The organism is Bacillus salipaludis, assembly GCF_004358205.1.
In genome coordinates this window covers 320,492-346,370 of sequence record NZ_SMYO01000005.1, presented here as the reverse complement: position 1 = coordinate 346,370, position 25,879 = coordinate 320,492, and the positions used below count along the sequence as shown (strand labels likewise).

General features: G+C 39.2%; 27 protein-coding genes and 1 pseudogene. 4 read left to right on the top strand and 24 right to left on the bottom strand.

Annotation, left to right across the window (positions count from 1 at the left end; translation table 11 throughout):
* Positions 1-110: 110 nt before the first annotated feature.
* Together E2K98_RS12315 and rpsU are read right to left on the bottom strand one after the other, a co-directional pair.
* Positions 111-557: a GatB/YqeY domain-containing protein gene (locus E2K98_RS12315; protein ID WP_026572408.1), complete on the bottom strand. Its 447-nt coding sequence runs from the start codon at positions 555-557 to the stop codon at positions 111-113.
* A gap of 15 nt (positions 558-572) precedes the next feature.
* Positions 573-746, bottom strand: a complete 174-nt coding sequence (gene rpsU / locus E2K98_RS12310; protein ID WP_026572407.1) for a 30S ribosomal protein S21 — start codon at positions 744-746, stop codon at positions 573-575.
* A gap of 230 nt (positions 747-976) precedes the next feature.
* On the opposite strand from rpsU, the gene E2K98_RS12305 reads away from it, so the two are divergent.
* Positions 977-1,903 (top strand): Na/Pi symporter, encoded by a 927-nt coding sequence (locus E2K98_RS12305; RefSeq protein WP_133334507.1) that lies wholly within the window; start codon positions 977-979, stop codon positions 1,901-1,903.
* Positions 1,904-1,929: 26 nt separating this feature from the next.
* Here E2K98_RS12305 and deoC read toward each other — a convergent pair whose 3' ends face one another.
* The 12 genes from deoC to gpr all read right to left on the bottom strand — a co-directional run bounded on the left by deoC (position 1,930) and on the right by gpr (position 15,833).
* Entirely contained in the window at positions 1,930-2,604 is a 675-nt protein-coding gene (gene deoC / locus E2K98_RS12300; protein WP_133334506.1) for a deoxyribose-phosphate aldolase, read from the bottom strand.
* Positions 2,605-2,710: 106 nt separating this feature from the next.
* Entirely contained in the window at positions 2,711-4,078 is a 1,368-nt protein-coding gene (gene mtaB, locus E2K98_RS12295) for a tRNA (N(6)-L-threonylcarbamoyladenosine(37)-C(2))-methylthiotransferase MtaB (RefSeq protein WP_133334505.1), read from the bottom strand.
* A gap of 6 nt (positions 4,079-4,084) precedes the next feature.
* Positions 4,085-4,834 (bottom strand): 16S rRNA (uracil(1498)-N(3))-methyltransferase, encoded by a 750-nt coding sequence (locus E2K98_RS12290; RefSeq protein WP_133334504.1) that lies wholly within the window; start codon positions 4,832-4,834, stop codon positions 4,085-4,087.
* Positions 4,835-4,940: 106 nt separating this feature from the next.
* Positions 4,941-5,882 (bottom strand): 50S ribosomal protein L11 methyltransferase, encoded by a 942-nt coding sequence (gene prmA, locus E2K98_RS12285; protein ID WP_133334503.1) that lies wholly within the window; start codon positions 5,880-5,882, stop codon positions 4,941-4,943.
* A gap of 17 nt (positions 5,883-5,899) precedes the next feature.
* Complete coding sequence (dnaJ, locus tag E2K98_RS12280; RefSeq protein ID WP_026572401.1) at positions 5,900-7,027, bottom strand: molecular chaperone DnaJ; 1,128 nt, start codon at positions 7,025-7,027, stop codon at positions 5,900-5,902.
* Positions 7,028-7,186: 159 nt separating this feature from the next.
* The gene (dnaK, locus tag E2K98_RS12275; protein ID WP_133334502.1) at positions 7,187-9,019 is read right to left on the bottom strand and encodes a molecular chaperone DnaK; all 1,833 of its coding nucleotides are present in this window, start codon (positions 9,017-9,019) and stop codon (positions 7,187-7,189) included.
* Between the two features lie 30 nt (positions 9,020-9,049).
* Positions 9,050-9,649, bottom strand: coding sequence for a nucleotide exchange factor GrpE (gene grpE, locus E2K98_RS12270; RefSeq protein WP_308913888.1), 600 nt, complete (start codon positions 9,647-9,649; stop codon positions 9,050-9,052).
* 108 nt (positions 9,650-9,757) lie between these two features.
* A complete protein-coding gene (hrcA, locus tag E2K98_RS12265) occupies positions 9,758-10,789 on the bottom strand; it encodes a heat-inducible transcriptional repressor HrcA (RefSeq protein ID WP_133334501.1) in 1,032 nt (343 codons plus the stop codon).
* A gap of 114 nt (positions 10,790-10,903) precedes the next feature.
* The gene (gene hemW / locus E2K98_RS12260; protein WP_133334500.1) at positions 10,904-12,043 is read right to left on the bottom strand and encodes a radical SAM family heme chaperone HemW; all 1,140 of its coding nucleotides are present in this window, start codon (positions 12,041-12,043) and stop codon (positions 10,904-10,906) included.
* Positions 12,044-12,119: 76 nt separating this feature from the next.
* Positions 12,120-13,955: a translation elongation factor 4 gene (gene lepA, locus E2K98_RS12255; RefSeq protein ID WP_133334499.1), complete on the bottom strand. Its 1,836-nt coding sequence runs from the start codon at positions 13,953-13,955 to the stop codon at positions 12,120-12,122.
* Positions 13,956-14,077: 122 nt separating this feature from the next.
* Entirely contained in the window at positions 14,078-14,404 is a 327-nt protein-coding gene (locus tag E2K98_RS12250) for a DUF3679 domain-containing protein (protein WP_133334498.1), read from the bottom strand.
* 301 nt (positions 14,405-14,705) lie between these two features.
* Complete coding sequence (gene gpr / locus E2K98_RS12245) at positions 14,706-15,833, bottom strand: GPR endopeptidase (protein WP_133334497.1); 1,128 nt, start codon at positions 15,831-15,833, stop codon at positions 14,706-14,708.
* A 190-nt stretch (positions 15,834-16,023) separates the two neighbouring features.
* Between gpr and rpsT the strand changes: the two genes are divergently transcribed.
* On the top strand, positions 16,024-16,284 hold the full coding sequence (rpsT, locus tag E2K98_RS12240) for a 30S ribosomal protein S20 (protein ID WP_133334496.1): 261 nt from the start codon (positions 16,024-16,026) through the stop codon (positions 16,282-16,284).
* A 51-nt stretch (positions 16,285-16,335) separates the two neighbouring features.
* Here rpsT and holA read toward each other — a convergent pair whose 3' ends face one another.
* A complete protein-coding gene (holA, locus tag E2K98_RS12235) occupies positions 16,336-17,352 on the bottom strand; it encodes a DNA polymerase III subunit delta (RefSeq protein ID WP_133334719.1) in 1,017 nt (338 codons plus the stop codon).
* 344 nt (positions 17,353-17,696) lie between these two features.
* On the opposite strand from holA, the gene E2K98_RS12230 reads away from it, so the two are divergent.
* Positions 17,697-17,831, top strand: coding sequence for a YqzM family protein (locus E2K98_RS12230; RefSeq protein ID WP_026572391.1), 135 nt, complete (start codon positions 17,697-17,699; stop codon positions 17,829-17,831).
* A 96-nt stretch (positions 17,832-17,927) separates the two neighbouring features.
* Here E2K98_RS12230 and E2K98_RS12225 read toward each other — a convergent pair whose 3' ends face one another.
* The 3 genes and pseudogenes from E2K98_RS12225 to E2K98_RS12215 all read right to left on the bottom strand — a co-directional run bounded on the left by E2K98_RS12225 (position 17,928) and on the right by E2K98_RS12215 (position 21,520).
* Positions 17,928-20,255, bottom strand: a complete 2,328-nt coding sequence (locus E2K98_RS12225) for a DNA internalization-related competence protein ComEC/Rec2 (RefSeq protein WP_133334495.1) — start codon at positions 20,253-20,255, stop codon at positions 17,928-17,930.
* A 94-nt stretch (positions 20,256-20,349) separates the two neighbouring features.
* A pseudogene (locus E2K98_RS12220) lies at positions 20,350-20,790 on the bottom strand (ComE operon protein 2); the annotation flags it as partial.
* Between the two features lie 76 nt (positions 20,791-20,866).
* Positions 20,867-21,520 carry a helix-hairpin-helix domain-containing protein gene (locus E2K98_RS12215; RefSeq protein ID WP_235824792.1) on the bottom strand — a complete coding sequence of 218 codons (654 nt, stop codon included), beginning with the start codon at positions 21,518-21,520 and terminating at the stop codon, positions 20,867-20,869.
* Between the two features lie 87 nt (positions 21,521-21,607).
* Between E2K98_RS12215 and comER the strand changes: the two genes are divergently transcribed.
* Positions 21,608-22,432 carry a late competence protein ComER gene (comER, locus tag E2K98_RS12210; protein WP_133334494.1) on the top strand — a complete coding sequence of 275 codons (825 nt, stop codon included), beginning with the start codon at positions 21,608-21,610 and terminating at the stop codon, positions 22,430-22,432.
* A 58-nt stretch (positions 22,433-22,490) separates the two neighbouring features.
* Here comER and E2K98_RS12205 read toward each other — a convergent pair whose 3' ends face one another.
* From E2K98_RS12205 to aroE, 6 genes are read right to left on the bottom strand one after another with little or no spacing between them, the layout of a single operon-like run.
* Positions 22,491-23,243 (bottom strand): class I SAM-dependent DNA methyltransferase, encoded by a 753-nt coding sequence (locus E2K98_RS12205; protein WP_133334493.1) that lies wholly within the window; start codon positions 23,241-23,243, stop codon positions 22,491-22,493.
* Positions 23,240-23,596: a ribosome silencing factor gene (gene rsfS / locus E2K98_RS12200; RefSeq protein WP_026572385.1), complete on the bottom strand. Its 357-nt coding sequence runs from the start codon at positions 23,594-23,596 to the stop codon at positions 23,240-23,242. Before rsfS ends, E2K98_RS12205 begins: the two co-directional genes overlap by 4 nt.
* A 3-nt stretch (positions 23,597-23,599) precedes the next feature.
* Complete coding sequence (gene yqeK, locus E2K98_RS12195; RefSeq protein WP_133334492.1) at positions 23,600-24,166, bottom strand: bis(5'-nucleosyl)-tetraphosphatase (symmetrical) YqeK; 567 nt, start codon at positions 24,164-24,166, stop codon at positions 23,600-23,602.
* Positions 24,153-24,725, bottom strand: coding sequence for a nicotinate-nucleotide adenylyltransferase (locus tag E2K98_RS12190; RefSeq protein ID WP_133334491.1), 573 nt, complete (start codon positions 24,723-24,725; stop codon positions 24,153-24,155). Before E2K98_RS12190 ends, yqeK begins: the two co-directional genes overlap by 14 nt.
* Before the next feature lie 21 nt (positions 24,726-24,746).
* Positions 24,747-25,037 carry a ribosome assembly RNA-binding protein YhbY gene (yhbY, locus tag E2K98_RS12185; protein WP_026572382.1) on the bottom strand — a complete coding sequence of 97 codons (291 nt, stop codon included), beginning with the start codon at positions 25,035-25,037 and terminating at the stop codon, positions 24,747-24,749.
* The gene (gene aroE, locus E2K98_RS12180; protein ID WP_133334490.1) at positions 25,024-25,872 is read right to left on the bottom strand and encodes a shikimate dehydrogenase; all 849 of its coding nucleotides are present in this window, start codon (positions 25,870-25,872) and stop codon (positions 25,024-25,026) included. Before aroE ends, yhbY begins: the two co-directional genes overlap by 14 nt.
* Positions 25,873-25,879 lie beyond the last annotated feature (7 nt).

Genomic DNA, 25,879 nt, shown 5'->3' with positions numbered 1-25,879 from the left:
TCCACTCCAATCAACACTGTTCAAAAATCAACATTCTCCTTTAACATAGCATAATTATTAAAAATAAAAACCGCAGGCATTATATGCCTGCGGCTTTGATGTCAGAATAATTATGAAAGGTGTTGTTGTACAAGTTTATTTACAAGTGATCCATCTGCTTTACCTTTTACCTTCGGCATAATCGCAGCCATCACTTTTCCCATATCCGCTTTTGATGTTGCACCGGTTTCAGCGATTGTCTCTTTTACAATATCCGATACCTCTTCGTCAGTAAGCTGTTTTGGCATATACAACTCAACGATCGAGAGTTCCGTGCGCAATTTATCAACAAGGTCTTCGCGACCTGCTTTATCAAATTCATGGAGGGAGTCTTTGCGTTGTTTTACTTCGCGAGAAAGTACTGTTAACTCTTGTTCTTCAGACAGCTCACTTGAACCAAGCTTAATCGCTTCATTTTGCAGTGAAGCTTTCACCATCCGAATCACACTGAGTTTGTCTTTTTCCTTGTTTTTCATTGCTTGTTTCATTTCATTATTTAAACGCTCGAGAAGACTCATAAATTACACCCTCTCTTAGAACTTACGTTTTCTTGCTGCTTCAGACTTTTTCTTACGTCTTACACTTGGTTTTTCGTAGAATTCGCGCTTTCTTGCCTCTTGCAAAGTACCTGTTTTTGATACAGTACGTTTGAAGCGACGAAGAGCATCTTCAAGCGATTCGTTTTTACGAACGACGGTTTTAGACATTCTCTTTCCCTCCCTCCGAAACACAACACACTTACATTCAATCCATGTACCTTGCAATTATAATATAACCTTGAAACAAGGTCAATATTAATTACAGGTGCTTATCCAAGCTTTTTAATTTTTTATTCATAATTGACAAGAATAATTAATGAAAATATGTCTAATTTTCCCCTAAAAGTGGCATGTCCTAACAATATAGGCCATAGAATGAAGCGAGGGGGCCTAAAGACATGCTATACATCATATTATTTGTTCTTTGTATTTTATTATTTATATTTGGAATGACCATTATAAGGTTTGGATTATTTAATTTATCTGCAGAAAAATTGAGGACATGGCTGATTAAATTAACGAGGACCCCTTTAAAAGGGATGGTAACAGGGACATTTATCACAGCACTGCTCCAAAGCAGTTCCGCCGTAATGGTCATCACAATTGGATTGATTTCAGCAAGGATTATGACCTTCCCGCAATCGATTGGGATTATCTTAGGAACAAATATTGGAACAACCTTTAAGACTGAGTTAATTACTTTTGATATAGATGCTATTTTAGCACCATTAGCTATTTTGGGCGCCTTTCTAATCATCCTTAAAAATCGAAAGGCGAGAAGCATAGGAATGCTTTTATTTGGAATTGCCTCTGTTTTCACGGCAATGAAAGGATTTGAATTATTAGCACATCCTTTAACATCGCTGAGCTATATAAATAAATATATTCTCTTAATTAATGATCATATTTTCCTTAGTTTGCTTACAGGAACATTCATTACTGCAATAATTCAATCCAGCACCGCCATGACTGGGATTGCAATGGGATTTTTAACAGCCGGGCTCCTTCAACTCGACGCCGGAATTGCCATCATGCTTGGAGCCAATATTGGGACATGTATTACAGCTATTATTGCTTCTATCGGCGGTGGTAAAGAGTCCAGGCTTGCGGCATATGCCCATGTTTGGCTGAACGTCTTTGGGGTTGCACTGTTTATCCCGCTCATCCCCTATCTAACCGAACATGCAGATCTGCTGGCCAGCCATAAAGATGTACAACTTGCACATATTAGCGTGATCTTTAATGTGGCTACTTCCATTATTGTTTTGCCGTTTGCGACAAAATTTGGAGAAATGATTTTATATTTACATGGAAAAAAAGCTTAAAAAGACGGCCATGAAGGCCGTCTTTTTTAATAGGAGCTTGTAACGGTTAGCCCTTTAAGAATGGCAACACCTGAGCTTGCTCCAATTCTTGTTGCGCCTGCCTCAATCATTTTAAGTGCATCCTCAGTGCTTCTAACCCCGCCGGATGCTTTTACACCCAGTTCCGGACCCACAGCCTGTCTCATCAACGAAATATCCTCTATTGTAGCCCCACCGGAAGAAAAACCTGTAGAGGTTTTTACAAAGTCAGCACCAGCTTGAACGGCAAGCTGGCAGGCACGAATCTTCTCTTCCTGAGTTAAAAGACTTGTTTCAATGATTACTTTCGTTAACGCCCTTGTTTCTGCAGCATCCACAACAGCCCGAATATCACTTTCCACTAATTGGTCATTACGGTCCTTTAATGCCCCAATATTAATAACCATATCAACTTCATCAGCACCGTTGTCAATCGCATTTTTTGTTTCAAATGCCTTTGTTTCGGATGTTGTCGCTCCTAATGGAAAACCAATAACCGTACAAACCTTAACATCACTTCCATTTAATAAATCACTACAAGTTTTTACCCATGCAGGATTCACGCAAACGGAAAAGAATTTATACTCTATTGCCTCTTGGCAAAGGGTTTCAATTTGTTGCCTGGTTGCATCCGGTTTTAACAAAGTATGATCAATCATTGCAGCAATCTTGACAGTTGTCATTTGTTTGCTCCCTTCACGATTCAATGGATATGGCGAAGTAAAATGAAATCTGCTGCTGAATATAGGATACCCCTTTCAAAGAAAAAAGGACCCGAATATAGGGTCCTTACATGGCAGCTTCTTCTTCTATAAACAATTCTTTTACTGTAGTATCCTCAACAATCCGAACGAATTGCCCTTGATTATAAGGGTATCCGGCTTTCGTAATTTTCACTTTTACAATTTTCCCAACCATTTCTTCTGTTGCCGAAAGTACAACTTTTAAATAATTATCTGTATATCCAACATATAAACCGGAATTTGGTTCCTCTTTATATTCTTCTTCCGGTATAACTTCAAGAACATCGTCTTCAAATTGTGAAGCATATTCTTTCGCCAATTGATCGGAAAGAGTAATGAGACGGTGAACCCGCTCATTTTTAACTTCCTCATCAATTTGATCTTCCATTCGTGCAGCAGGAGTACCAGTCCTTTTAGAATACGGGAAGACATGGAGTTCAGAGAATTTATGCTCCTTAATAAAATGATAAGTTTCCATAAACTCTTCTTCTGTTTCACCCGGGAAACCAACAATTACATCGGATGTAACAGCTAGACCTGGAAGTACTTCCTTTAAACGATCCAATCTTTCAGCGAAAAATTCCATTGTATATTTCCGGCGCATCCGCTTTAAGACCGTATTCGATCCGGACTGAATCGGAATATGCAAATGGCGGACAATAATATTTGAATATTTAATGACTTCAATGACTTCGTCAGTGATCTGACTTGCCTCAATCGATGAAATACGAAGGCGTTTTAACCCTTTCACCTGCGCTTCTAAATCACGAAGGAGCGCTGCAAGGTTATAATCCTTCATGTCCTCTCCATAACCGCCGGTATGAATACCTGTCAACACGATTTCTTTATAGCCGGCATCCACAAGCTGCTGTGCCTGATGAATGACTTCTTTTGGATCACGTGATCTCATTAAGCCGCGTGCCCATGGAATAATACAGAAGGTACAAAAATTATTGCAGCCTTCTTGGATTTTTAATGAAGCGCGCGTTCGATCTGTGAATGAAGGTACATCCAGTTCCTCATAAACACGGCTTTTCATAATGTTCCCTACGCCATTAATTGGCTGACGCTCTTTTTTATACTGCTCGATATAACCAAGCATTTTAATCCGATCCTGTGTTCCCACTACAATATCCACCCCGGGAATGGCCATAATTTCTGCCGGGGATGTTTGTGCATAACAACCGGTGACACATATAACAGCATCCGGATTTTTCCTTACAGCTCTTCTAATCACTTGTCGGCTTTTTTTGTCACCCGTGTTTGTTACCGTACAAGTGTTAATCACATATACATCGGAAATCGCTTCGAAATCGACCCGTTCGTAACCTTCTTGTTTAAATAACTGCCAAATGGCCTCAGTTTCATAATGATTTACCTTACATCCAAGTGTATGAAACGCGACTGTTGCCATTAGAACTCACCTCATTAATTCAAAATGATAGGAAATCGCCGCAAGTGAATATAAAGGCGCCGTTTCCGTTCGTAAAATCCGCGGACCCAATCCGCAAATAGAAAAACCATTTTCTTTTAAAAGCCGAACCTCTTCCTCCGTTAATCCACCTTCCGGTCCAAAAACGAATAAAAGTGATTGACCATTTTCCATTTTTTGAAGAGTGGAGGAAAAAATCGAAGTTTCCCCGCTTCGGCTTTCTTCTTCATATGCAACTAATTTATAGTCAAAGTTTTTGCTTTCCGCAAGCAAATTTTTAAAGCTTACCAAGTTGGACACTTCTGGTAAAATAGCACGATGGGATTGTTCCGCAGCTTCTTTGGCAATCTTTTGCCATCTCTCTATTTTTTTCGCTGCTTTTTTGTCATCCCATTTTACAACGGACCTTGCCGCTGAAAAGGGCATAAATCCATGGGCACCAAGCTCAGTCCCCTTTTGAATAATCCACTCCAGCTTGTCTCCTTTTGGCAGACCGCTGGCGATTGTAATAGAAATCGGAAGCTCAGAATTTTCTTCTTTCCATTGTACAACGTCTGCAACGACTTGTTCATCGGTAATTTCTGCAATTTCACATACAGCCGTTTTCCCCTGCGGGTCCACACACATGAGTTGATCACCAATATGCATGCGCATGACCTTTAAAATATGATGTCGATCTTCGGAATCAATCATAAAACGATTTCCGTTTGCTCGGTCTTTAACAAAGTAGCGTTGCACACGATGCACCCTCTTTAAAAACATTTTACTCTTTATTTTACTAAAAAAATATTGATTATTAAAGCCATGAAATTAAAAAAAGGAGTCTAAGCTCCTTTTTTATCCATTATACCCTTCTAGCAATTAGCGCAACCCAATCTTCCATTAAAATCGTTTCTGTTATTTCAAAGCCAGACTCAACAAGAGCCTCTTTGACCTGGTCTTTCTTTTGCTGAATGATGCCGGATGCGATAAAGCACCCACCTGGTTTTAAGACCTTCGCCACATCATCGGTAAACCTTAATATCACTTCAGCTAAAATATTAGCCACAACGACATCCGCAGAAGTCTCTTCTACACCATCAAGCAAATTATTTTGCGAAATAGAGACAGACTCACTTACCTTATTCAGCTTGATATTCAATTTAGCTTGGGTAACTGCGACTTCATCAAGATCATAGGCTCTCACGTCAAGAGCACCAAGCATGGCTGCTGCGATACTTAATACGCCAGAACCTGTACCAACATCAATTACTCTGTCGCCGTGCTTAACGGTTCTTTCTAGAGCCTGTATACACATAACGGTTGTCGGGTGTGTTCCAGTTCCAAATGCCATCCCAGGGTCCAATTCAATGATTAGTTCATCACTGCTCACCGGAGTGTAAATTTCCCATGTTGGAACAATCGTGAATTTCTCAGAAATTTTTACTGGATTATAATACTTCTTCCAGGCGGTTGCCCATTCTTCTTCATTCACTTCACTGATGGTCACCTTATTTAGGCCAATATCAATATTATAAATAATCAAATTATTGATTGATTCCTTAATGGCATCCACCGTTTCCCCTAAAAAACTATTTACAGGTAAATACGCTTTGACAATTACCCCTTCCTCCGGATAATCGTCGGGATTAAGTTGGTAGATTTCCCCGAATTGGTCTTCCCTCTCCTTTGTCAGCTCAAATGGATCTTCAATGACTACACCGCTTGCTCCAGCCTCATGCAATATATGAGAAATAGGTTCGACTGCCTCATTTGTTGTATGGATACTAATTTCGGACCATTTCATACTACCAACTCCAATCCTTACTCACCTTTAAAGGCACGTTTTACTTTAGAGAAAAAACTTTCTTCATGTTCACCAATTGGTGCATTTCCACTAATATCAGCAAACTCACGAAGAAGCTGCTTTTGCTTATCATTCAACTTGGTCGGCGTAATGATTTTGACAATGATATGTTGATCACCGACACCATAGCCGCGAACATTTGGAACACCTTTTCCTTTTAAGCGGAACTGGGTTCCTGTTTGAGTTCCTGCAGGCACTTTTAGCTTAACCTTTCCATGCAGGGTAGGTACTTCAATTTCATCCCCCAATGTCGCTTGAACAAAAGTGATTGGCATTTCACAATAAATGTCATCGCCATCTCTTTCAAAAAACTCATGGTCACGCACATGGAAAACTACATAAAGATCTCCTGCTGGACCTCCATTAATACCTGCTTCTCCTTGACCAGCCATCCTTAATTGTTGGCCATCATCAATACCAGCAGGAATTTTTACATGGATTTTTTTCCGTTTTTTCACTTTTCCTGTTCCGCCGCAGGTTGAACATTTATTTTTAATTTCTTTCCCTGTTCCATTACAATAATGACATGTCCGGCGATTAACAATCCGACCGAACGGAGTATTCTGTTCAACATTTAATTGACCTGTTCCATGACAATGGTTACATGTCTCCGGCTTTGTTCCCGGCTTAGCACCGGAACCGCTGCAGGTTCCACACGTTTCCTCGCGGGGAATTTCAATATCGGTTTCTTTACCAAACGCTGCTTCCTCAAAAGTTACCGTCATCGTGTACTGAAGGTCAGCACCCTGCCTTGGAGCATTTGGATCTCTTCTTCTAGAACCGCCGCCGCCAAAGAACGTATTAAAGATATCCTCAAATCCGCCAAAGCCGCCTCCGAAATCAGCTCCGCCGCCAAATCCTTGATTTGGATCAGTATGGCCGAATTGATCATAGTGGGCCTTTTTTTGATCATCACTTAATACTTCATAAGCTTCAGCTATTTCCTTAAATTTATCCGCTGCATCCGGCTCTTTATTAATATCTGGATGATATTTTTTGGAGAGCTTACGGTAAGCTTTTTTTATTTCATCCTTTGAAGCGCTCTTACTAACTCCCAGCACCTCATAGTAATCCCGTTTACTCATGATTACCACTCCCGAATCATTCACATAAAGATTATTTTAACACTCTAAAGATTTATATTGCAAGAATAAAAAGCTTAATGTCCTTATAATAAATAATCAAAGAAAAAGCCAAAGCCGCTAGACTGACTTTGACCTTTTCCATATGTTCTCTTTCATTTATTACTTATCGTCTTTTACTTCTTCAAATTCTGCATCTACTACATTGTCATCTTTACCGCCAGCGCTAGCACCTTCTGCTCCTTGCTGTGCCTGTGCTTGCTTCGCAGCTTCTTCGTAAAGCTTAACAGATAAAGCCTGAACAATTTCTTGTAATGCATCTTTTTTGCTGCGGATTTCATCCAAATCATTTTTTTCAATGGCTTGTTTCAATGCATCCTTGGCATCATTTGCTTTTGCCACTTCAGCTGCATCGACTTTGCCTTCAAGGTCTTTTAACGTTTTTTCCGTTGTAAAGACAAGCTGGTCTGCTTCATTGCGTAGCTCTACTTCTTCTTTTCGTGTCTTATCCGCTTCAGCGTTTTCTTCTGCTTCTCTCACCATTTTTTGAATTTCTTCATCAGAAAGGCCGGTAGAAGATTTAATCGTAATTTGCTGTTCCTTATTAGTACCAAGATCTTTAGCGCGGACATTAACAATACCGTTTTTATCGATATCGAATGTTACCTCGATTTGCGGAATTCCACGTGGTGCTGGTGGAATATCGGATAACTGGAATCTGCCCAATGTTTTATTATTCGCTGCCATTGGACGCTCACCTTGAAGAACATGAATGTCAACAGCTGTTTGATTGTCAGCTGCAGTAGAGAATACTTGAGATTTAGATGTTGGGATTGTTGTGTTACGGTCGATTAACTTGGTAAACACCCCGCCCATTGTTTCAATACCAAGGGATAAAGGAGTTACGTCTAGTAATACTACGTCTTTTACATCCCCAGTAATAACACCGCCTTGAATAGCAGCCCCCATTGCCACAACTTCATCAGGGTTAACACCGCGGTGCGGCTCTTTTCCAGTTGCTTTCTTAATCGCTTCCTGAACAGCTGGAATTCTTGTTGAACCCCCAACTAGGATGACCTTATCAATTTCAGATGGAGAAAGGCCAGCGTCACTTAGTGCCTGACGAGTAGGTCCCATTGTACGTTCTACAAGTGATGCAGACAATTCTTCAAATTTCGCTCTAGACATCGTTACTTCTAAATGAAGTGGTCCAGCAGCACCAGCCGTAATAAATGGCAGGGAAATTTGTGTTGAAGTAACACCTGATAAATCTTTCTTTGCTTTTTCAGCAGCATCTTTAAGGCGCTGAAGAGCCATTTTATCTTGAGAAAGATCAATTCCGTTTTCTTTTTTGAATTGTTCTACAAGATAATCAATAATGACTTGGTCAAAATCATCACCGCCGAGGCGATTATCACCAGCCGTTGCTTTAACTTCAAATACACCGTCTCCGAGTTCAAGAATGGAAACGTCAAAAGTACCGCCGCCAAGGTCATAAACAAGAATCGTTTGATCTTGATCCGTTTTGTCTAAGCCGTACGCTAAAGCGGCAGCAGTTGGTTCGTTGATAATACGTTCAACTTCAAGACCGGCAATTTTCCCTGCATCCTTTGTTGCTTGGCGCTCTGCATCATTAAAGTATGCAGGAACAGTAATAACCGCTTTTGTTACCGGCTCGCCAAGATAATCTTCTGCATAAGATTTTAAATATTGAAGGATGATGGCTGAAATTTCTTGTGGAGTATAGCTCTTTCCTTCCACATCCTCTTTATGAGTAGTACCCATATGGCGTTTAATTGAAATAATCGTATTAGGGTTTGTAATTGCTTGGCGTTTTGCCACTTCCCCTACTTGGCGTTCACCATTTTTAAATGCCACAACAGATGGAGTCGTACGGTTTCCTTCTGGATTTGGAATAACTTTTGGCTCGCCGCCTTCAAGTACAGCAACACATGAGTTTGTTGTACCAAGGTCAATACCAATAATTTTACTCATTGCCTTTTCCTCCTAAAATAATATGTAGGCTTATTGATTTACCTTTACCATTGATGCGCGAATCACTCGGTCTTTTAATAAATAACCTTTTTGGAACTCCTCAATGATAATATTTGAACCATAGTTTTCGTTTGATTCCTGCATCACAGCCTGATGCAAATGTGGATTGAACTCTTTTTCAACTGTTTCAATTGGTTCCACGCCTTCTTTTTTCAAGGCGTCCACTATACCGCGGTAAATCATATCCATACCTTGAAGCAGTGACTTTGCCTGTTCATTGTCCACTTCCACTTTCATGGCTCTTTCAAAATTATCCAATGCAGGCAATAAATCTGTGATTAGCTTTTGTGCTCTATATTTTTCGCTCGCTTCTTGATCCAATCTAGAACGACGGCGGAAATTATCAAAATCAGCTTGAAGCCTTAGATAACGGTTATCAGCTTCATCTAATTTGCTTTTCAATCCCTCTATTTCTTTTAAAAGGTCCTGAACGGTTGATTCACCTGTTGTCCCTTCCTCAGCAAATACAGTCTCTGCTGTATTTTCCTCAGTAAGTTCTACCTTTTGATTTGCTTCTTGTGTCTGTTCAGCCATTTCTTCATTAATCGTATTTTGATTCTCGTTCGTCAACTTACTCACCTCCCTTAAAGCATTTATCATCATTTATTAAAATATCCCAATTCATGGTAAGAGGGGCGAAACACTAGGACATTTCACCCTTACTCAATATTACCAGTGCTAATTGTTTTGATACAGTTTCGTAAGGACTGAACTTAAATCCTTACTAACTAACTGAAGTAAACTAATGACACGAGAGTATTCCATGCGGGTCGGGCCGAGGATGGCAATCGTCCCTAATTTTTCAGCCCCAACAGAGTAGGTAGCCGTTATCAGGCTGCAATTCTCCATTGCACTATTTTCATTTTCACGGCCGATTTTAACATTTAGCCCTTCCGATTCTTTTCTGATTAGGTTATAAAGCCAATCCTCCTGATCAATCATTGTTAACAAGCCGCGAATTTTGGATAGATCGTGAAATTCAGGCTGACTTAACATATTGGTTTTACCGCCCAAGAAAAGTTTTTCATTCACAGGCATTTTCAGGGATTCAGTGATGGTCTTCATCATAAAATCGTAATTATGAATATGCTGTTTAAGTAACAGGGCAACTTCTTTATAAATTTTACCGGTTAATTCCTCAAGGGGAACATTTGTCAGCCGTTCATTTAGAATGTTAACGGTTTTTTCTAAATCGCTCGCATCAACAGAAGGCGGCAAATAAAAAGTACGATTTTCTACATGTCCTGTATCCGTAACAAAGATGGCAACAGCTGTTTCTTTATTTAATGGGATAATTTGAATCTTCCTAAGTTTATTAATACTTGCAGCTGGTCCTAGGACAATCGATGTATAATTCGTTAATTCAGATAGGATTTTTGCAGATTTTTGAATAATCTTTTCAAACTCAAAAATTCTTTCTGCAAAAAGCGATTGAATAATGGAAACATCATGCTGATTTAGCTTTTGTGGTGAAAGCAAATGATCAACATAATAACGATAACCTAATTCTGATGGAACTCTGCCTGATGAAGTGTGAGTTTTTTCTAGAAAGCCTAAATCCTCAAGGTCAGCCATTTCATTCCGAATCGTTGCCGAACTAAACGAAATTTCTTCCTTCTTCGATAAACTTCTTGAGCCAACAGGTTGCGCAGATCGAATAAAGTCATCAACAATCACCTTAAGAATTAACAATTGACGATCTGTTAACACACGCATCACCTCTGTTAGCACTCATAACCATCGAGTGCTAATTCTACTAATAAATTATCAAAAAGGGGGGAAGGTGTCAATCATTTGTAATCGAAAAGAAGAATAACCTTAGGGCTAAACAACTCCCAAGAATGATTGAAAAACTTCATTCCCTAAAAAGCGTCCCTCTTTCGTTAAAAAGATATATTCATCGTTGATTTCCAGCCACTTTTTATTTATTAAATCCTCTAATTCTTTCCGAAACAACTCAAAAGGATTTTTTCCAAACTTAGATGTAAATTTAGATATGGAAACACCTTCTGTTTTCCTTAAACCTAAAAACATTTCCTCTTCCATTTGTTCCGCAAACGATACAGGATGTTCATCAAGGACTGGAAGATTTCCATTGTTTATTTGATCGATATATTTTTTTAAGGGGCCTAGGTTGGATCGTCTGACCCCATTTACATAACTGTGTGCTCCTGCTCCAAATCCATAATAATGGTCGTTATTCCAATAGGTTAGATTGTGCCTGCTCTCATAGCCCGGAATTGAAAAATTGCTGATTTCATATTGTTTAAAACCATGTTTGTCCATTTCTTCCATCATCAATTCATACATCACAGCTTCTGTATCTTCGCCTGGAGTTGGCAGCTTGCCTTTTTTCAATAGGTTGTAAAAAACAGTTTTAGGTTCAATGATTAAAGAATAGGCTGAGTAATGGGTAATATCTAGAGAAAATGCCTCTGTTAAAGTTTCTTTTAAATCCGTAATAGTCTGTGTCGGTAAGCTAAAGATTAGGTCAATGCTAATATTCTCAAAACCAACCTCTTTTGCATTTGCAACTGATTGAAAAACATCCTTCGCCTGGTGTACTCTGCCGATTTTTTTTAAAAGCTCATTATTAAAGGTTTGCACACCAAGGCTGATTCGATTTACACCCGCATCCTTTAATATTTTTAATTTTTCCCTTGTTAAGTCCCCTGGATTCGCCTCAAAGGTGAACTCGTAATTTTCGCTTTTTGGCAGGTTCTGATTTATATTTTCACAAAACCGGTAAAGCTGCTGCTCGTTTAATGAAGTGGGTGTTCCTCCTCCAACAAAAATCGTATCTATTTGTTTGGATGGAAATTGTTTTACTGTCAAAATCATTTCTTTATTCAGGGCGTCCAAATATTCATCTACCGGCTGGCCTTTTAAAAACACTTTATTAAAATCACAATAATGACAGATATGCTCACAAAATGGGATATGAAGATAGGCTGCATTAATCATTTTTTCACCTTCTATTTCAGTAACAAAAAGAGGTTAGACTTGCCTGATATCAGACAGATCCTAACCTCCCTTTCATTTATTTTTTTGTATTGTTGTCATCCATTTTTAATACCGCCATAAAGGCTTCCTGCGGTACTTCAACAGATCCAACCTGTTTCATTCGTTTTTTACCTTCTTTTTGTTTCTCTAACAGCTTACGTTTACGAGAAATGTCGCCGCCATAACATTTTGCTAATACGTTTTTACGCATCGCTTTGATCGTGGAACGTGCAACAATTTTTTGACCAATTGCCGCTTGAATAGGCACTTCAAATTGCTGTCTTGGAATTAACTCCTTCAGCTTTTCAACAATGACTTTCCCACGTTCATAGGCAAAATCTTTATGGACGATAAAGCTTAATGCATCGACTTTTTCCGTATTTAATAATATGTCCATTTTTACCAGACTGGATGGTTTATAGCCAATCAGTTCATAATCGAAAGATGCATAACCCCGGGTACTTGATTTCAACTGGTCAAAGAAATCGTAAACAATTTCGGCCAATGGAATTTCATAAATGATGCTTACCCGATTTTCTCCCTGGTATTGCATATCGACGAAAATTCCGCGCTTTAACTGGCAAAGTTCCATAATCGCACCAACATAATCGTTAGGAGCCATCATCGTTGCTTTTACATACGGCTCCTCAACACGGTCAAGTTTTTGCGGTTCCGGCATGTTGGACGGATTATCTACATTTAATTGTGTTCCATCTGTCATATAAACATGATAGATAACACTCGGTGCAGTTGTGATCAAATCGATTTTAAATTCACGTTCAATCCGTTCCTGAATGATTTCCATATGAAGGAGTCCTAAAAAACCGCAACGGAAGCCAAAGCCCAGTGCCTGTGAGGTTTCAGGTTCGAATTGAAGGGCAGAGTCATTCAATTGAAGTTTTTCAAGTGCTTCCCTTAGATCATTAAATCTGGCAGTATCAATTGGATAAAGTCCACAATACACCATTGGATTTAGTTTACGATAACCTGGCAGCGGCTCAACAGCGCCATTTTTTGCATTTGTAATGGTATCTCCGACACGGGTGTCGCCAACATTTTTAATAGATGCAGTCAAAAAGCCGACATCACCAACGTTTAATTCGTCCAGCATCGTAGCCTTTGGAGTAAACACGCCTACTTCATTTACTTCAAATTCTTTTCCAGTAGCCATCATTTTAATTTTATCGCCAACCTTGACGGATCCTTCTACCACACGAATATAGGCAACAACGCCGCGATAGGCATCGTAAAGAGAGTCAAAAATCAGGGCTTTTAATGGCGCTTCAGGGTCTCCAGTTGGTGCTGGTACTGTTTTTACCACTTGTTCGAGGATTTCTTCGATTCCGATTCCTGCTTTTGCAGAAGCTAAAACAGCCTCAGATGCATCTAAGCCAATGACTTCTTCAATTTCATTACGAACTCTTTCAGGTTCAGCACTCGGTAAGTCAATTTTATTAATAACAGGTAAAATTTCAAGATTGTTATCCAAAGCAAGGTATACGTTTGCAAGTGTCTGTGCTTCAATTCCCTGAGCAGCATCAACGACTAATACCGCGCCTTCACAGGCAGCAAGGCTTCTTGATACCTCATAGGTAAAGTCGACGTGTCCCGGTGTATCAATCAAATGGAAAATATATTCTTCTCCATCTTTTGCTTTGTATTTTAATTGTACAGCATTTAACTTTATCGTAATTCCGCGCTCACGCTCGAGGTCCATTGAATCTAAAAGCTGATCTTTCATCTCGCGGGATGATAATGCATTCGTTTTTTCTAAAATTCGGTCTGCTAACGTTGATTTCCCATGGTCAATATGGGCAATAATTGAAAAATTTCTAATCTTTGATTGTCGTTTGAGCTTGTCTTCTCTGTTCATGGTCGTTCACTCCTACTATACTCACACAAGTACACTATTTTTGATTATAGCAGTAGGATAATCAAGATTCAATGAAAAGTGAAAATAGAAAAGGCAACACGCCGTCTGGTACCGTACTCGCGTTACTTAGAAATGCTTTCCACTAATTTTTTAGACGCACCGGAAATTCCTTCGGACATTTTTTTGCCCATTGAAGAAAATAAATTAAATGCATTCATCTCTTCTAGCTTTTTCTTTTTTGTTTCGATATCATGGCTGGTAATTTGATTTCCCATTACCGAGGCATGTAAGTCATTCCCTTTATCATTTATCGTAACAGCCTTTTGAAAATTAGGATCATTATAGCCCTTCATTCGATGAATCCCGTCATTCGCCAGCTGCATTCCCGCTAAAACAGAGATAAACATTAAAGCTGCAATCCCTAAACTTTTAAGCATAAACAACTTCATACAGCCGCTTCCTTTCTTTCTATAAATTCTTTACCAGTGTTAAAACTCTGTGCTGATCGGAGCGGAAGGCGCGAGACTCCTGCGGGAGCACGGGACAGGGGAGACCCCACAGGCGCTTTAGCGCCGAGGAGGCTCCCCGAACCCGCCCGCGGAAAGCGAAGCGCCTGAAGCGCAAATCAACAGACAAGATTCCCCATAGACTTTTCTACTAAATATTATGTCGATGCTAGAGTTAATAGAACCGATTTATTAACTAGACACCAAAAGGGCTCTTAGTAGAAGTAGGAAGCCTAAAGTAAAACTACCTCGTATAATACCCGGCATTTTCCTGATTGACTGCCCCGTGAAGCGATGCATTCAAACCATTGGCAATTAAATTCGCCATGTCTTCAATAAAAACATCCACTTCCTTTGGTGTGACCATCAAATTATGGCCAATCGGCGATAGAACCTCATAAATTAATTTTCTCTTTTCTTCATCCGATAATGTCCCAATGATCCCTAAAAAGGTTTTTCGATGCTTTTCTTCCGGTAAATCCTCTTCCGTCAACTTTCGTTTTTCCCCAAAGCTCATACCGGCGGGTGCAAGCGATCTCGACGGACGATTTCCTTCCTTCAATTCTTTTCCGAAATGTTTAAGGATAAAATCAATCGTATCACTCGTAATCGAAACCGCATCCACAACGGTTGGCACCCCAATTGCAAAGACAGGAATTCCCAAAGTTTCTTTACTTAATTCCTTTCTTTTATTACCAACCCCTGACCCGGGATGAATACCTGTATCAGAAATTTGAATCGTCGAATTTACACGCTCAATCGATCGAGAGGCTAAGGCATCAATGGCAATGACAAAATCAGGTTTTGTTTTTTCAACCACACCGAAAATGATGTCACTTGTCTCAATCCCCGTTAAGCCCATAACACCTGGTGACAATGCACTAACAGAGCGATATCCTTCTTCCACATTCTCAGGCTGAAGCTGAAATAAATGTCTGGTTACCAGCAAATTTTCACAAACCATCGGCCCAAGTGCATCAGGAGTAACATTCCAATTCCCGAGCCCTACCACAAGACAGGAGTGTGTTTTTTTAATGCCTGTCCCTTCTAAAAAATGGGCAAATTCATGCGCGAAAATCTCTTCTACTTTTTTCTGCAGCTCTGTGTCCTGCCCACGTATTCCTTGCACTTCGAGTGTTAAATATCTCCCAGCTTTTTTTCCTAATTGTTTTTCTCCTTCTTTGGTAACTTCTACTAATGAAACTTTTATATCATCCACATCTTTTTCTTTTATTATGACGCCTTCAATTTGGGATAGATTTTCCTCCTGCTGAACTGAGTCCCCTCGTCCGGCAAGTACCATCTCCCGTGCCTCAATAGCCAGGTCTGTTCGAATAGAGTATTTACTAAGATCAATTGATTGCTCCTTCATAGTAGACAACGCTCCCATCCAAAAATACTATTTCCTATTTTTTCCCCTTTTACTTAAAAACATGCAAGCGATAATTCTAGTATTGCAATATAAGCGTTCGTTTGATAAAATATCTCTTGTTCTGAATAATTGTGAATGAATGTTAAAGTCGAGTTCATATAGTCTCGATTCTCTTTAGGAGGTGAATGTAATGCCTAACATTAAATCTGCTATTAAGCGTGTGAAAACAAGCGAAGCACGTAACGCTCAAAATACAACTGCAAAATCTGCAATGCGTACTGCTGTTAAAAAAGTAGAAGCTGCTGTTACAACGAATGATGCTGCTGCTGCAAAGGAAGCTTTCGTTACTGCTGCAAGTAAATTAGACAAGGCTGCTGCAAAAGGTCTTATCCATAAGAACGCTGCTGCTCGTAAAAAATCTCGCCTTGCTAAAAAAGCGAACGCTCTATAATTAGCCAAAAAAAACGATTCCTCCTTGGAATCGTTTTTTTCTTATATTCACTTACTTATTCAGGCGGAATAGCAGCATTTCAATCAGCAGCGATTTATTCATCCCGCCGGTCTTCATCTGATAATCTGCCTCGGCAAGCAAATTCATTAAGTTTGTCAATTCCTCATCCGTAAATTTATCTGCCTGACCGGCAGCCAATTTAACCCTAAAGGGGTGAGTCTTTAAAAAACCGGCAATCTGCTGCTGTCCGTAGCCTCTTCTTGAAAGCTCCTTCACTTGATAAATCAAGCGAAACTGTCCGGAAAGTAAAGCCAAAATTTTAATCGGCTCTTCATTTTGTTTTAGTAAATCAAAATAAATTCTTAGAGCTTCATCCAATTTCCGGGACACTACTTTTTCAATCAAGGTAAAAATATTTTGTTCTAATGTTCTCGACACCAGCTTTTCTACCAAATCAGCATGAATCATTTTTTCATCTTGGGCGTATAAGGCCAGTTTATCCATTTCGCTAGACAACATAAACATATTGGTACCTGCAAGTGTCAGTAATAACTCAAGAGCACTCGGTTCGATATCAATTCCATACCCTCTTGCACGTTCTTTCACCCATGATTTTAATTCGTGTTCATTCAGTTTCTTTGCTTCGACGACCTCTGCCGTTCGTTTTAATTCCTTCGTAATTTTTTTCCGCTCATCCAGCTTTTCATACGGTGCGGAAATGACCAACACCGTATAAGGCGCCGGCTCCTTTAGATAGGTTTCAAACCGGGATAAATTATGGTCAATCTTTTCTTTTATTTTTTCAGAGGTTAAAAATTGCGGGTTATGTAGAAAAATTACTTTTTTATCACCTAAAAAAGGAAAGGTTTCGGCATCCTCTAAGGCGACCTCGATTGGTGTTTCTTCTAAATCATAGGCAGTGTAATTAAAATCCTTCTCATCCTCTTTTAAAAGCCGGTCGAGTAACAGCTGTTTTGTTTCATTTATTAAAAAAGCCTCTTTCCCGTACAATAAATAAACGGGAGCAAAATCCCCTTTTTTTATTCTCTTCCAAATATCCAATACCATCACTTTACGCTCCCCGAAAAAAAAAATCTCCTTTCCTATCGTAAAGAAGCTTGGACGATTTGACAAGTAGTTAAAGGGAATTGGCAGCTTTTTGGATAGTACCAATTCCCGATCTATATTGAACGCCTGCAACATTAGCCCTAGGAACCATCATCGCTCGGCGGAGTTTCTTTTGTACTATTATTTTGAACGGGACGGGACAAACTATTTGTGTTAACTCTTGTCAGTTTAGGAAAGTAAATCGCCATTTTTTTAAGCATTGCACTGTGGAGCAAAATTCTAAGTACGCTGGATTTTTTTACTTAAATATCATATACTATATGTTGAAATAGGAGGGGTAGACTGTGAATGAATTCGAGAAAGATGTTCAAAGTAAACGGAACGATGCTATTGATTCTGGAGTAGGCTTTGGGGTTTCATTTGGTTTTTTTGCCATTATGTTTATTATTGCAACAGTCATTAAGTTAATTGGATCCTAATAAATTAGCTACATACTTATTTTTCAGGAGACTGCAGTGTACTGCAGTCTCTTTGCCGTTTTTTCTGGAAAAAATTTATTTTGAATATGTTTTATCCTATGGCAGAAAGGTTGAAAAGGTTCCATGTCCATTATAAAAACGGTAGGTAATGGCTCCCTGTTGATCCGTACGATAAATAAACACATGATACTTTTGTAAAATATCTAATGTTTCCTTATGCGGGTGACCAAATCGATTTTTTTCACCGGCCGAAATGAGGGCCACTTTTGGCTTTATTTGTTGAATAAAGTCTTCAGAACTCGAGGTTTTACTTCCATGATGCCCCGCCTTTAATATATCGACGGTTAATTCGGGATAGTGATGAATGATCCTTTCTTCTCCTTCTTTGTCAAGATCACCGCCAAAGAACCAGGTAAGGCCGCCAATTTTAGCAAATATGGTAATAGACCCACTGTTCCGCTCTCCTTCAAAATTTTTTTCAGGAGACAGGACATAAAATAAATAGTTCTTAGTTTTCCATTTCATACCTCCTGAAACCTTCATGACTGAAATGCCCTTTTTCTCCGCTTCATGAATAATTTCCAATTCAGTTTGTGATGGTTCCTTAACAGAAGGCATTAGAATTTGTTCAATTTCCATTTCCTTAAGGATCGCGAATGTACCGCCAATATGGTCCATGTCCCCATGGGTCAAAATAAGCTTGTCAATTTTCGTAATTCCCCTTCCTTTTAAAAATGGGATAACGACATCTCTTCCTATTTCATAAGGCCGTTCCCTCCTCCTCCAGTTTTCTTCTGTAAAGGAGACAGTCCCGCCTGTATCAATCAGATAATTTCCTTTCCCAGATGGGAGATGAATCAAAATACTGTCCCCTTGCCCAACATCAATCATTGTCACCTCTCCAACTGGATTCAGCCAATTCCAAACGATCTGAAAACTTACTAAAAAGCCGGTTAAGACAACAATATGAAGTTGCTTTTTTACATAGGAAGGAGTTTCCCATACAAAAAAAACAGCAAGAATGGCTGCCATATACAGAATGAGGAAAAGAATTCCGGGTCTGCCTGGAACAAAAAGGGCGATAGAAAAATCAGAAAGATAATGGATTAGTTGATTGGAAAGCGTAATGGTTTTTATAAAAAAAGCAAGCAGGATGGAAGGAGTTGTTTGAAAAATAATTTGAATAAAAAATAAAAAATATAAACCAGGAAGAAAAACAAATGAAAATAAAGGGATGTACAGCAGGTTGGCTGCAATACTGATCAATGAAACCCCAAAATAATGGTAAAGCAATAATGGTAGTGAAGCTAATTGGGAGATAATCGATGTTACCAGCATTTTAGCTAAGCTATTTCGATATTTCTTGAGGATGATTTTGGCGGATACGATAATCGCAAAGCTTACTGTAAATGATAGCTGAAAACCGACATCATAAACGACCATGGGGTTTATGAGTAAATAGAGGATAAAGGCAATGCTGATTGCATCAATTGGGATCAGTTTTATTTTATTTTTCCACTTTACCGTTATAAGGACAAGAAAAATCATTAAAACGGCACGAATGACGGACGGGGACCCGCCAGTTAAAATAGCATAGATTGGCAGTAAAAAAAGCAGAAATTGCGTCATAAATTCTCTTGTAAGACCACTTCGAATCCCAAGATAATAAACCATTCCAATTAAAAGAGATACATGTAAACCGGATATAGCGAGCAGGTGAACAATTCCCGTTTTTTGATAATCAACTAAAGCCTCAGGACCAAGCAGGCTTCGATCCCCAAAGATTAAGGCAGCTGAAAGCGAGGAGATTTCTGGTGGAAAATGAGTTTCAAGGTAATGGATACCATAAAAACGGAGCTCTTTAATAAAAACAACCGGTGTCAATTTTTGGGGGATACAGGTTTGCAAAGGATTTTTCTGGGTTTCAACGATCCAATAAATTTTTTTATTCGCTAAATACGCACGGTAGTTAAAGGCATTCGGATTTTTAGCAATTGAAGGTTTAGACAATTCTCCTGAGACCTTACATAACCTTCCATAAAAACTTTTATTTTTCATAGCTCCCTTTTCAGCCTCCGAATGAATCCGGTAACGAATTAAGAGTTTTTCTTTGTACGCTTTTTCCTTTGCCATTACCTGCAATAAATCACCATCTATTTTCGTATCATCCATAAACTCTAGGTAAAAAACCTTCGTACTCGATGGAATAACCGTTTGGCTGTTAATTTTGACATTCTGGGCAGACAGGAAAAACACCAGGAAAACACCAAACAGGAGGAATAACTGCGGGGAAGAATACTTTTTATATGTAAACACTAAAGAAAAGAAAACAATTGCAGCGAAAATAAATGGAACGGCTATATTGAGCGAAGATAAAACACCCAGTAAGGCAGAAATAGCAAAATAAAAATATTTTCCTTCCATGATATTTCTCCATTTCTGAATTAAAGAAACAAAAACGCCGGTCGGTTGGGATTGCCGGCGCTAATATAATTCCTTATTGATTTAGCGTGCTAAAATCAATGCTTTGTTCCTTTAATTCTACTTTTTCGACATGAACCTTCGCCTGTTGAAAAAGCTCGATTGCATAGGGGTGATTTTTATAATCCTCAGCATAATAAACAGTTTTAATGCCTGCCTGAATGATTGACTTACAACATTGCAGACAAGGAAAATGAGTCACATATATTTCTGCATCTGCAGTAGGGACACCAAATTTCGCACACTGAAGCAATGCATTCATTTCAGCGTGAATTGTCCTCACACAATGATTGTCAATGACATAGCACCCCTTATCGATACAGTGGTCACCTCCCGCAATTGAACCATTGTAACCCCCGGCAATAATCCGTTTATCGCGAACAATCGTTGCCCCTACCATTAGGCGGCTGCATGTACTTCTTAAAGCAAGCAAATGGCTCTGTGCCATAAAATATTGATCCCACGAAATTCTTTCCATTCTCTACTCCCCCAAAACTTCATTAATCACTGATTTAAGTGTAATGGGGATATTTCATTTGGTCAAACTAAAGAAATCAGTGAACTTCTACCAAATCCTTCAGTTTTTCGAATGTCTTATCTCCAATTCCACTGATGTTTTTTAAATCTTCAACCGTTTTAAACCCACCAGATGTTTCACGATATTCAAGGATTGCAGCAGCTTTTGCAGGTCCAATCCCCGGTAAGGTTTGTAATTGAGTAGCGTCGGCTTTATTCAAATCCACTTTTACGTTGGCAGGAGTGCCTCCGGTAGAACCCATTTGGCCGCTTCCCGCAATAGCGGCAGGAGGAGAATCTGTTTCCCCTTTCGCAGGAATATAAATAACCATTTCATCCTGAACATGTTCAGCAAAGTTTACTTGGCTTTCGTCTGCTTTATTCGCTAAACCACCTGCACGCTCAATCAAATCAATCACCCGTTCTCCTGTTGTAGCAGGATATACTCCAGGGTGCCTAATTTGTCCTTTCACATCCACCATAATCGCTTCTGCTTTTTGTTCTTTCTTTGCCGGTTCTTCCGGTTGCTTGGCCGTGTTCTCTCCTTGAAACTCACTTTCCGTGCTATTCAGTTGTGGCGCGGTTACAGAGGTAGGATTCTCTTGATAAATAAAAAAATAATAAATTCCACCTATAGAAATTAATACAGCAATAACTACAAAGAGCTTATGTTCCATAAACCAATCTTTCACAAAGAACCATCCTTTCTAAAGGTATATTTCGCTATTGATTTTCATATTGTTAAAAGAGAAACTTGTATGCAAAGGAGGGTCGGAACAATGAATATAGGTTTCATCGGCACCGGAAATATGGGGAGGATTTTAGTGGAAGCCTTAATCGATGGAAAAGCCATTTCCCCTTCTTCAACGTTGATCACAAACAGAACAAAATCAAAAGCGATGCTGCTTAAAGATAAATATAAAAAACTAAGGGTTGGGAACAATGCAGCAGAGGTGGCGGTTGAATCCGATCTCGTGTTTATTTGTGTAAAGCCACTTGATGTGTACAAAATTCTCGAAGAAATCAATCCCTATTTAAATGAAGACAAATGCGTGATCTCAATTACAAGCCCTATTAGTACCATCCAAATAGAACAGAAGGTTACTTGTTCAACTGCCCGGGTGATTCCAAGCATAACGAACCGGGCGCTGTCGGGAGTTTCATTAATCACCTATGGAGACCATTGTAATAATGTTTGGAAGAGAAAAGTGGAGAATCTGTTTTCGAAGATTTCTGTTCCGGTTTTTATCGATGAGAAGATAACAAGAGTTGCCTCCGATATCGTCAGCTGCGGCCCTGCATTTTTTAGCTATTTACTCCAGCGCTTTGTCGTAGCAGCGGTTAAAGAAACGGAAATTGATGAAGAAACGGCAACCATACTAGCAAGTGAAATGATTGTTGGTTTAGGAGAGCTAATTAAACAAGGGCATTATACATTACCATCATTACAAGAAAAGGTTTGTGTAAAGGGCGGCATAACAGGTGAGGGGATCAAGGTGCTGGAAAAAGAAATAGGTGAAGTTTTCGAGCATGTATTTCAAGCCACACACGCAAAGTTTGACGAGGATCTCGAGAAGGTCGGGCTGCAGTTCTTTAATCATTAATTCGCCATTAAAAGACAAATTCCTCTATAAAAAGCCATCTTTTTAAAAAAGATGGCTTTTATTTTTTACTGACCACAAAAAAGATTCTTTCGGATTGTGGCAATGGAGCTGTATTTTCAAAATCTGCACATATTTTGATTTCTTCAAAACCAAAACCAGCTTGATGCAACCAATTTTTATAGTCTTCCACAGGATAGGTTCGTTGAAAGTGAAGTTCATCAAATCGGTCATACATCCCCGACTTTTCATCTAAAACGAAAAAACTGAGGTCATGCTCGACACTATTTGGAAACTCACCCGGAAAGCTATTCCATATATAAGAGACATGTTCATCATTTAATGCAAAGGTTTGATTGATAAAAATTTGAGATATTTTGAAAATCGAATGAACATCGAAAATGAATATTCCACCTGGTTTCAAATGCTGATATACCGATGAAAAGGTTTGAAGAACGTCCTCTTCGGTTTTCAGGTAATTAAGCGAGTCACAAAAGATCCCAATAACATCAAATGAACCATGTCCCTCCAACCTGGTCATATCTTGCTGATAAAATGAAATAGACATCCCCTGTTCTTCAGACTTTGCTTGAGCTACAGCGAGCATATCCTCTGATAAATCGACTCCTGTAACATCAAAACCCTCCTTGGCGAATCGAATGGACAGTTCGCCAGTCCCGCACGCTAAATCAAGAAAACGAATACCACTATCACCGTTTTCTTTCAGCCTATCTTGAACAAATCTGACCCACTTTTCATAGGGAGCATCCTTCATCAGTTCATCATATAGATAGGCAAATTGTTCGTAACTCATGAATTTAACTCACTGAGAACATCTTCATGCGGAGCATCTCCCCATAAACGTTCGAGGTTATAATAGCTGCGTTCTTCTCGATGGAATACATGGGCAACCACATCGCCGAGATCAATCAAGACCCATCTTGCCTCATCAAAGCCTTCTACTCTTCTTACATCATAACCGTGTTCTTCTGCCTTTTCCTTCATTTCTTTAGCAATAGCTTGTACTTGCTTATCTGAATTTCCATGGCAAATAATAAAGTAATCAGCAATTAAGGAAATTCCCTTCATATTCAGGGCAATAATCTCTTCCGCTCTTTTGTCATCGGCAGCTTTAACCGCAATTTTAAGCAATTCTTGATTGTTCATTCATCAATCCTCCAGTTTTTTGACAAGATCATTATAGGTTTGAAATGTTTCAGGGTAAATTGGTTGATTTTTTTTCAATAAAAAGCTGATTGTATTCTGAATCGATTTAATTAGAGCTTTATCCAAATTTTCTTTTGCCATCTCTCTTACTTCTTCTACGCCGGGAAAGTGTCTTCCAGGTTCAATATAATCCGCTAAATAGATTACCTTCTCAAGTAAAGACATTCCTGGTCTGCCGGAAGTATGATAGCGTATGGCTGTTAGGACATCAGTGTCAGTAATCCCTGCTTCTTTTTCCACTAAATAAGCTCCTGCTGGCGCATGCCATAATTCTGCATTATATTCCAATAAATCTTGTGGAAACCCTTGAGTGAGAATAATTTCTCTCATTTCTTCCTTCGGTCGGAATTTTGCATAATCGTGAAAAATTGCTGCCAATTCTGCTTTTTTTTCATCTGCACCAACCTGTTTAGCAAGGATTATTGCTGTTTCCATTACCCCAAGCGTATGCTGATAGCGATGGTCTGTCAATTGTTCCTTTACGACTTTAAGTGCCTCATTTCGTTCCATATAGCTGTTTCTCCTCAATATAACGAATTACCGAGTCAGGCAATAAATAACGAATCGTCCTGCCATTCTCGAGACGCTCTCGAATCATACTTGACGAAACATCAACAGCAGGTACATCTACATATTGAATCGGATATTCTGTCAAATGATTATAGTTAGGTCTCTCAACACCAACGAATTTTACGAGCTTAATCAGTTCGTCAATTTTATTCCATTTCGGCAGATATTCAATCATGTCAGCGCCGATAATAAAGTAAAATTGATCATCAGAATCCCGTGAATTTAAGATTTTTATCGTATCAATGGTATAGGAAGGACCTGTTCTATCAAGCTCTATCGTTTCAATTTTAAAAGCGCTGTTTCCTTCAATGGCTAGATTCAGCATATTTATTCGATCATGATTATCAACTGATTGTGTTTTCTTCTTGTGAGGAGGCTCTTGATTCGGCATAAACCGAATCTCATCAAGCTGAAGTACGGAAAGGACCTCATTTGCAATTAAAAGATGCCCGTAATGTGGTGGATCAAATGTTCCTCCCAATATTCCAACCTTCTTCATGAAAAGCGCCTCCCTAGTTTCTTATGGTAGTACAATTTGCTTTTTTTCGAGAGATTCCTTATAGAGGACAATTGTATGACCAATAATTTGGACAATTTCAGCCCCTGTGCCTTCAGCAAGCTGCTCAGCCACTACATTTTTATCCTCATCGCAGTTTTGCAAAATGCTGATCTTAAACAATTCCCTTGCCTCTAGGGCATCCGAAATTTGTTTAATCATATTTTCATTTACGCCACCCTTGCCTACTTGAAAAATAGGGTCTAGGTGATGCGCTTTTGATCGTAAAAACCTTTTTTGTTTACCTGTTAACATTTGATGTGCCTCCCAGCTGTTGTAAAACATTCTCTCTCATTCTTTTAGCATCAGGGAAAATACCTGTCCATTTTTCAAATGCAAGTGCCCCTTGATACACAAACATCTCTATTCCAATTTGAATCCTGGCACCTTTTTGTTTTGCTTCTCGTAAAAGCTTTGTTTCAAGCGGATTGTATATGATATCACAAACAAGTGCCTGATCTTGAATATTTTCCATGCTTACTGGCTGCTCATCAAGATTCGGGGACATCCCACTCATGGTCGTTTGAATAATTAAGTCATATTCTCCCATTGTTTCAGCTGCTTCGGATAACGAAATCGCTTTTGAAGGGATTTGGAATGGACATTCCTCAACCAATTTCGCAGCCTTTTCAACCGTCCGATTGGCAATATCGACAGCTTTTGGTCCGCTTTTTGCAATCGTAAAGTAAATCCCCCTTGCTGCCCCGCCAGCGCCAATAATTAATACTTTGCTTTCGGTTATTGAAAGACCGTCATCAGCCAAGCCTTTTAAAAACCCTAATCCATCTGTATTATAGCCAATGAATTTGCCGTTTTTATTTACAACTGTATTAACTGCCCCAATCTGAAGAGCTAATTCATCCACTTCATCCAAAAAAGGGATGATTGCACTTTTATGCGGTATAGTAACATTAAATCCCCCGGCACCGATGGCCTTTAAGCCTTTTACGGCATCCCCTAAATTCTCTGGTTTCACTTGAAAAGGAAGATAATGCGCATCGATATTATAAAAAGAAAATAAGTCATTATGCATGACTGGGGACATCGAGTGCCCAATCGGATCTCCCAACACTGCAAAAAGCTTTTTCACCTGTTTC

Coding starts and splice junctions, on each gene's coding strand:
- E2K98_RS12315 (WP_026572408.1), bottom strand. CDS start 557: ATGAGTCTTCTCGAGCGTTTAAATAATGAAATGAAACAAGCAATGAAA.
- rpsU (WP_026572407.1), bottom strand. CDS start 746: ATGTCTAAAACCGTCGTTCGTAAAAACGAATCGCTTGAAGATGCTCTT.
- E2K98_RS12305 (WP_133334507.1), top strand. CDS start 977: ATGCTATACATCATATTATTTGTTCTTTGTATTTTATTATTTATATTT.
- deoC (WP_133334506.1), bottom strand. CDS start 2,604: ATGACAACTGTCAAGATTGCTGCAATGATTGATCATACTTTGTTAAAA.
- mtaB (WP_133334505.1), bottom strand. CDS start 4,078: ATGGCAACAGTCGCGTTTCATACACTTGGATGTAAGGTAAATCATTAT.
- prmA (WP_133334503.1), bottom strand. CDS start 5,882: ATGAAATGGTCCGAAATTAGTATCCATACAACAAATGAGGCAGTCGAA.
- dnaJ (WP_026572401.1), bottom strand. CDS start 7,027: ATGAGTAAACGGGATTACTATGAGGTGCTGGGAGTTAGTAAGAGCGCT.
- dnaK (WP_133334502.1), bottom strand. CDS start 9,019: ATGAGTAAAATTATTGGTATTGACCTTGGTACAACAAACTCATGTGTT.
- hemW (WP_133334500.1), bottom strand. CDS start 12,043: ATGATTAATGCAGCCTATCTTCATATCCCATTTTGTGAGCATATCTGT.
- lepA (WP_133334499.1), bottom strand. CDS start 13,955: ATGAACAGAGAAGACAAGCTCAAACGACAATCAAAGATTAGAAATTTT.
- E2K98_RS12250 (WP_133334498.1), bottom strand. CDS start 14,404: ATGAAGTTGTTTATGCTTAAAAGTTTAGGGATTGCAGCTTTAATGTTT.
- gpr (WP_133334497.1), bottom strand. CDS start 15,833: ATGAAGGAGCAATCAATTGATCTTAGTAAATACTCTATTCGAACAGAC.
- rpsT (WP_133334496.1), top strand. CDS start 16,024: ATGCCTAACATTAAATCTGCTATTAAGCGTGTGAAAACAAGCGAAGCA.
- holA (WP_133334719.1), bottom strand. CDS start 17,352: ATGGTATTGGATATTTGGAAGAGAATAAAAAAAGGGGATTTTGCTCCC.
- E2K98_RS12225 (WP_133334495.1), bottom strand. CDS start 20,255: ATGGAAGGAAAATATTTTTATTTTGCTATTTCTGCCTTACTGGGTGTT.
- comER (WP_133334494.1), top strand. CDS start 21,608: ATGAATATAGGTTTCATCGGCACCGGAAATATGGGGAGGATTTTAGTG.
- E2K98_RS12205 (WP_133334493.1), bottom strand. CDS start 23,243: ATGAGTTACGAACAATTTGCCTATCTATATGATGAACTGATGAAGGAT.
- rsfS (WP_026572385.1), bottom strand. CDS start 23,596: ATGAACAATCAAGAATTGCTTAAAATTGCGGTTAAAGCTGCCGATGAC.
- yqeK (WP_133334492.1), bottom strand. CDS start 24,166: ATGGAACGAAATGAGGCACTTAAAGTCGTAAAGGAACAATTGACAGAC.
- E2K98_RS12190 (WP_133334491.1), bottom strand. CDS start 24,725: ATGAAGAAGGTTGGAATATTGGGAGGAACATTTGATCCACCACATTAC.
- yhbY (WP_026572382.1), bottom strand. CDS start 25,037: ATGTTAACAGGTAAACAAAAAAGGTTTTTACGATCAAAAGCGCATCAC.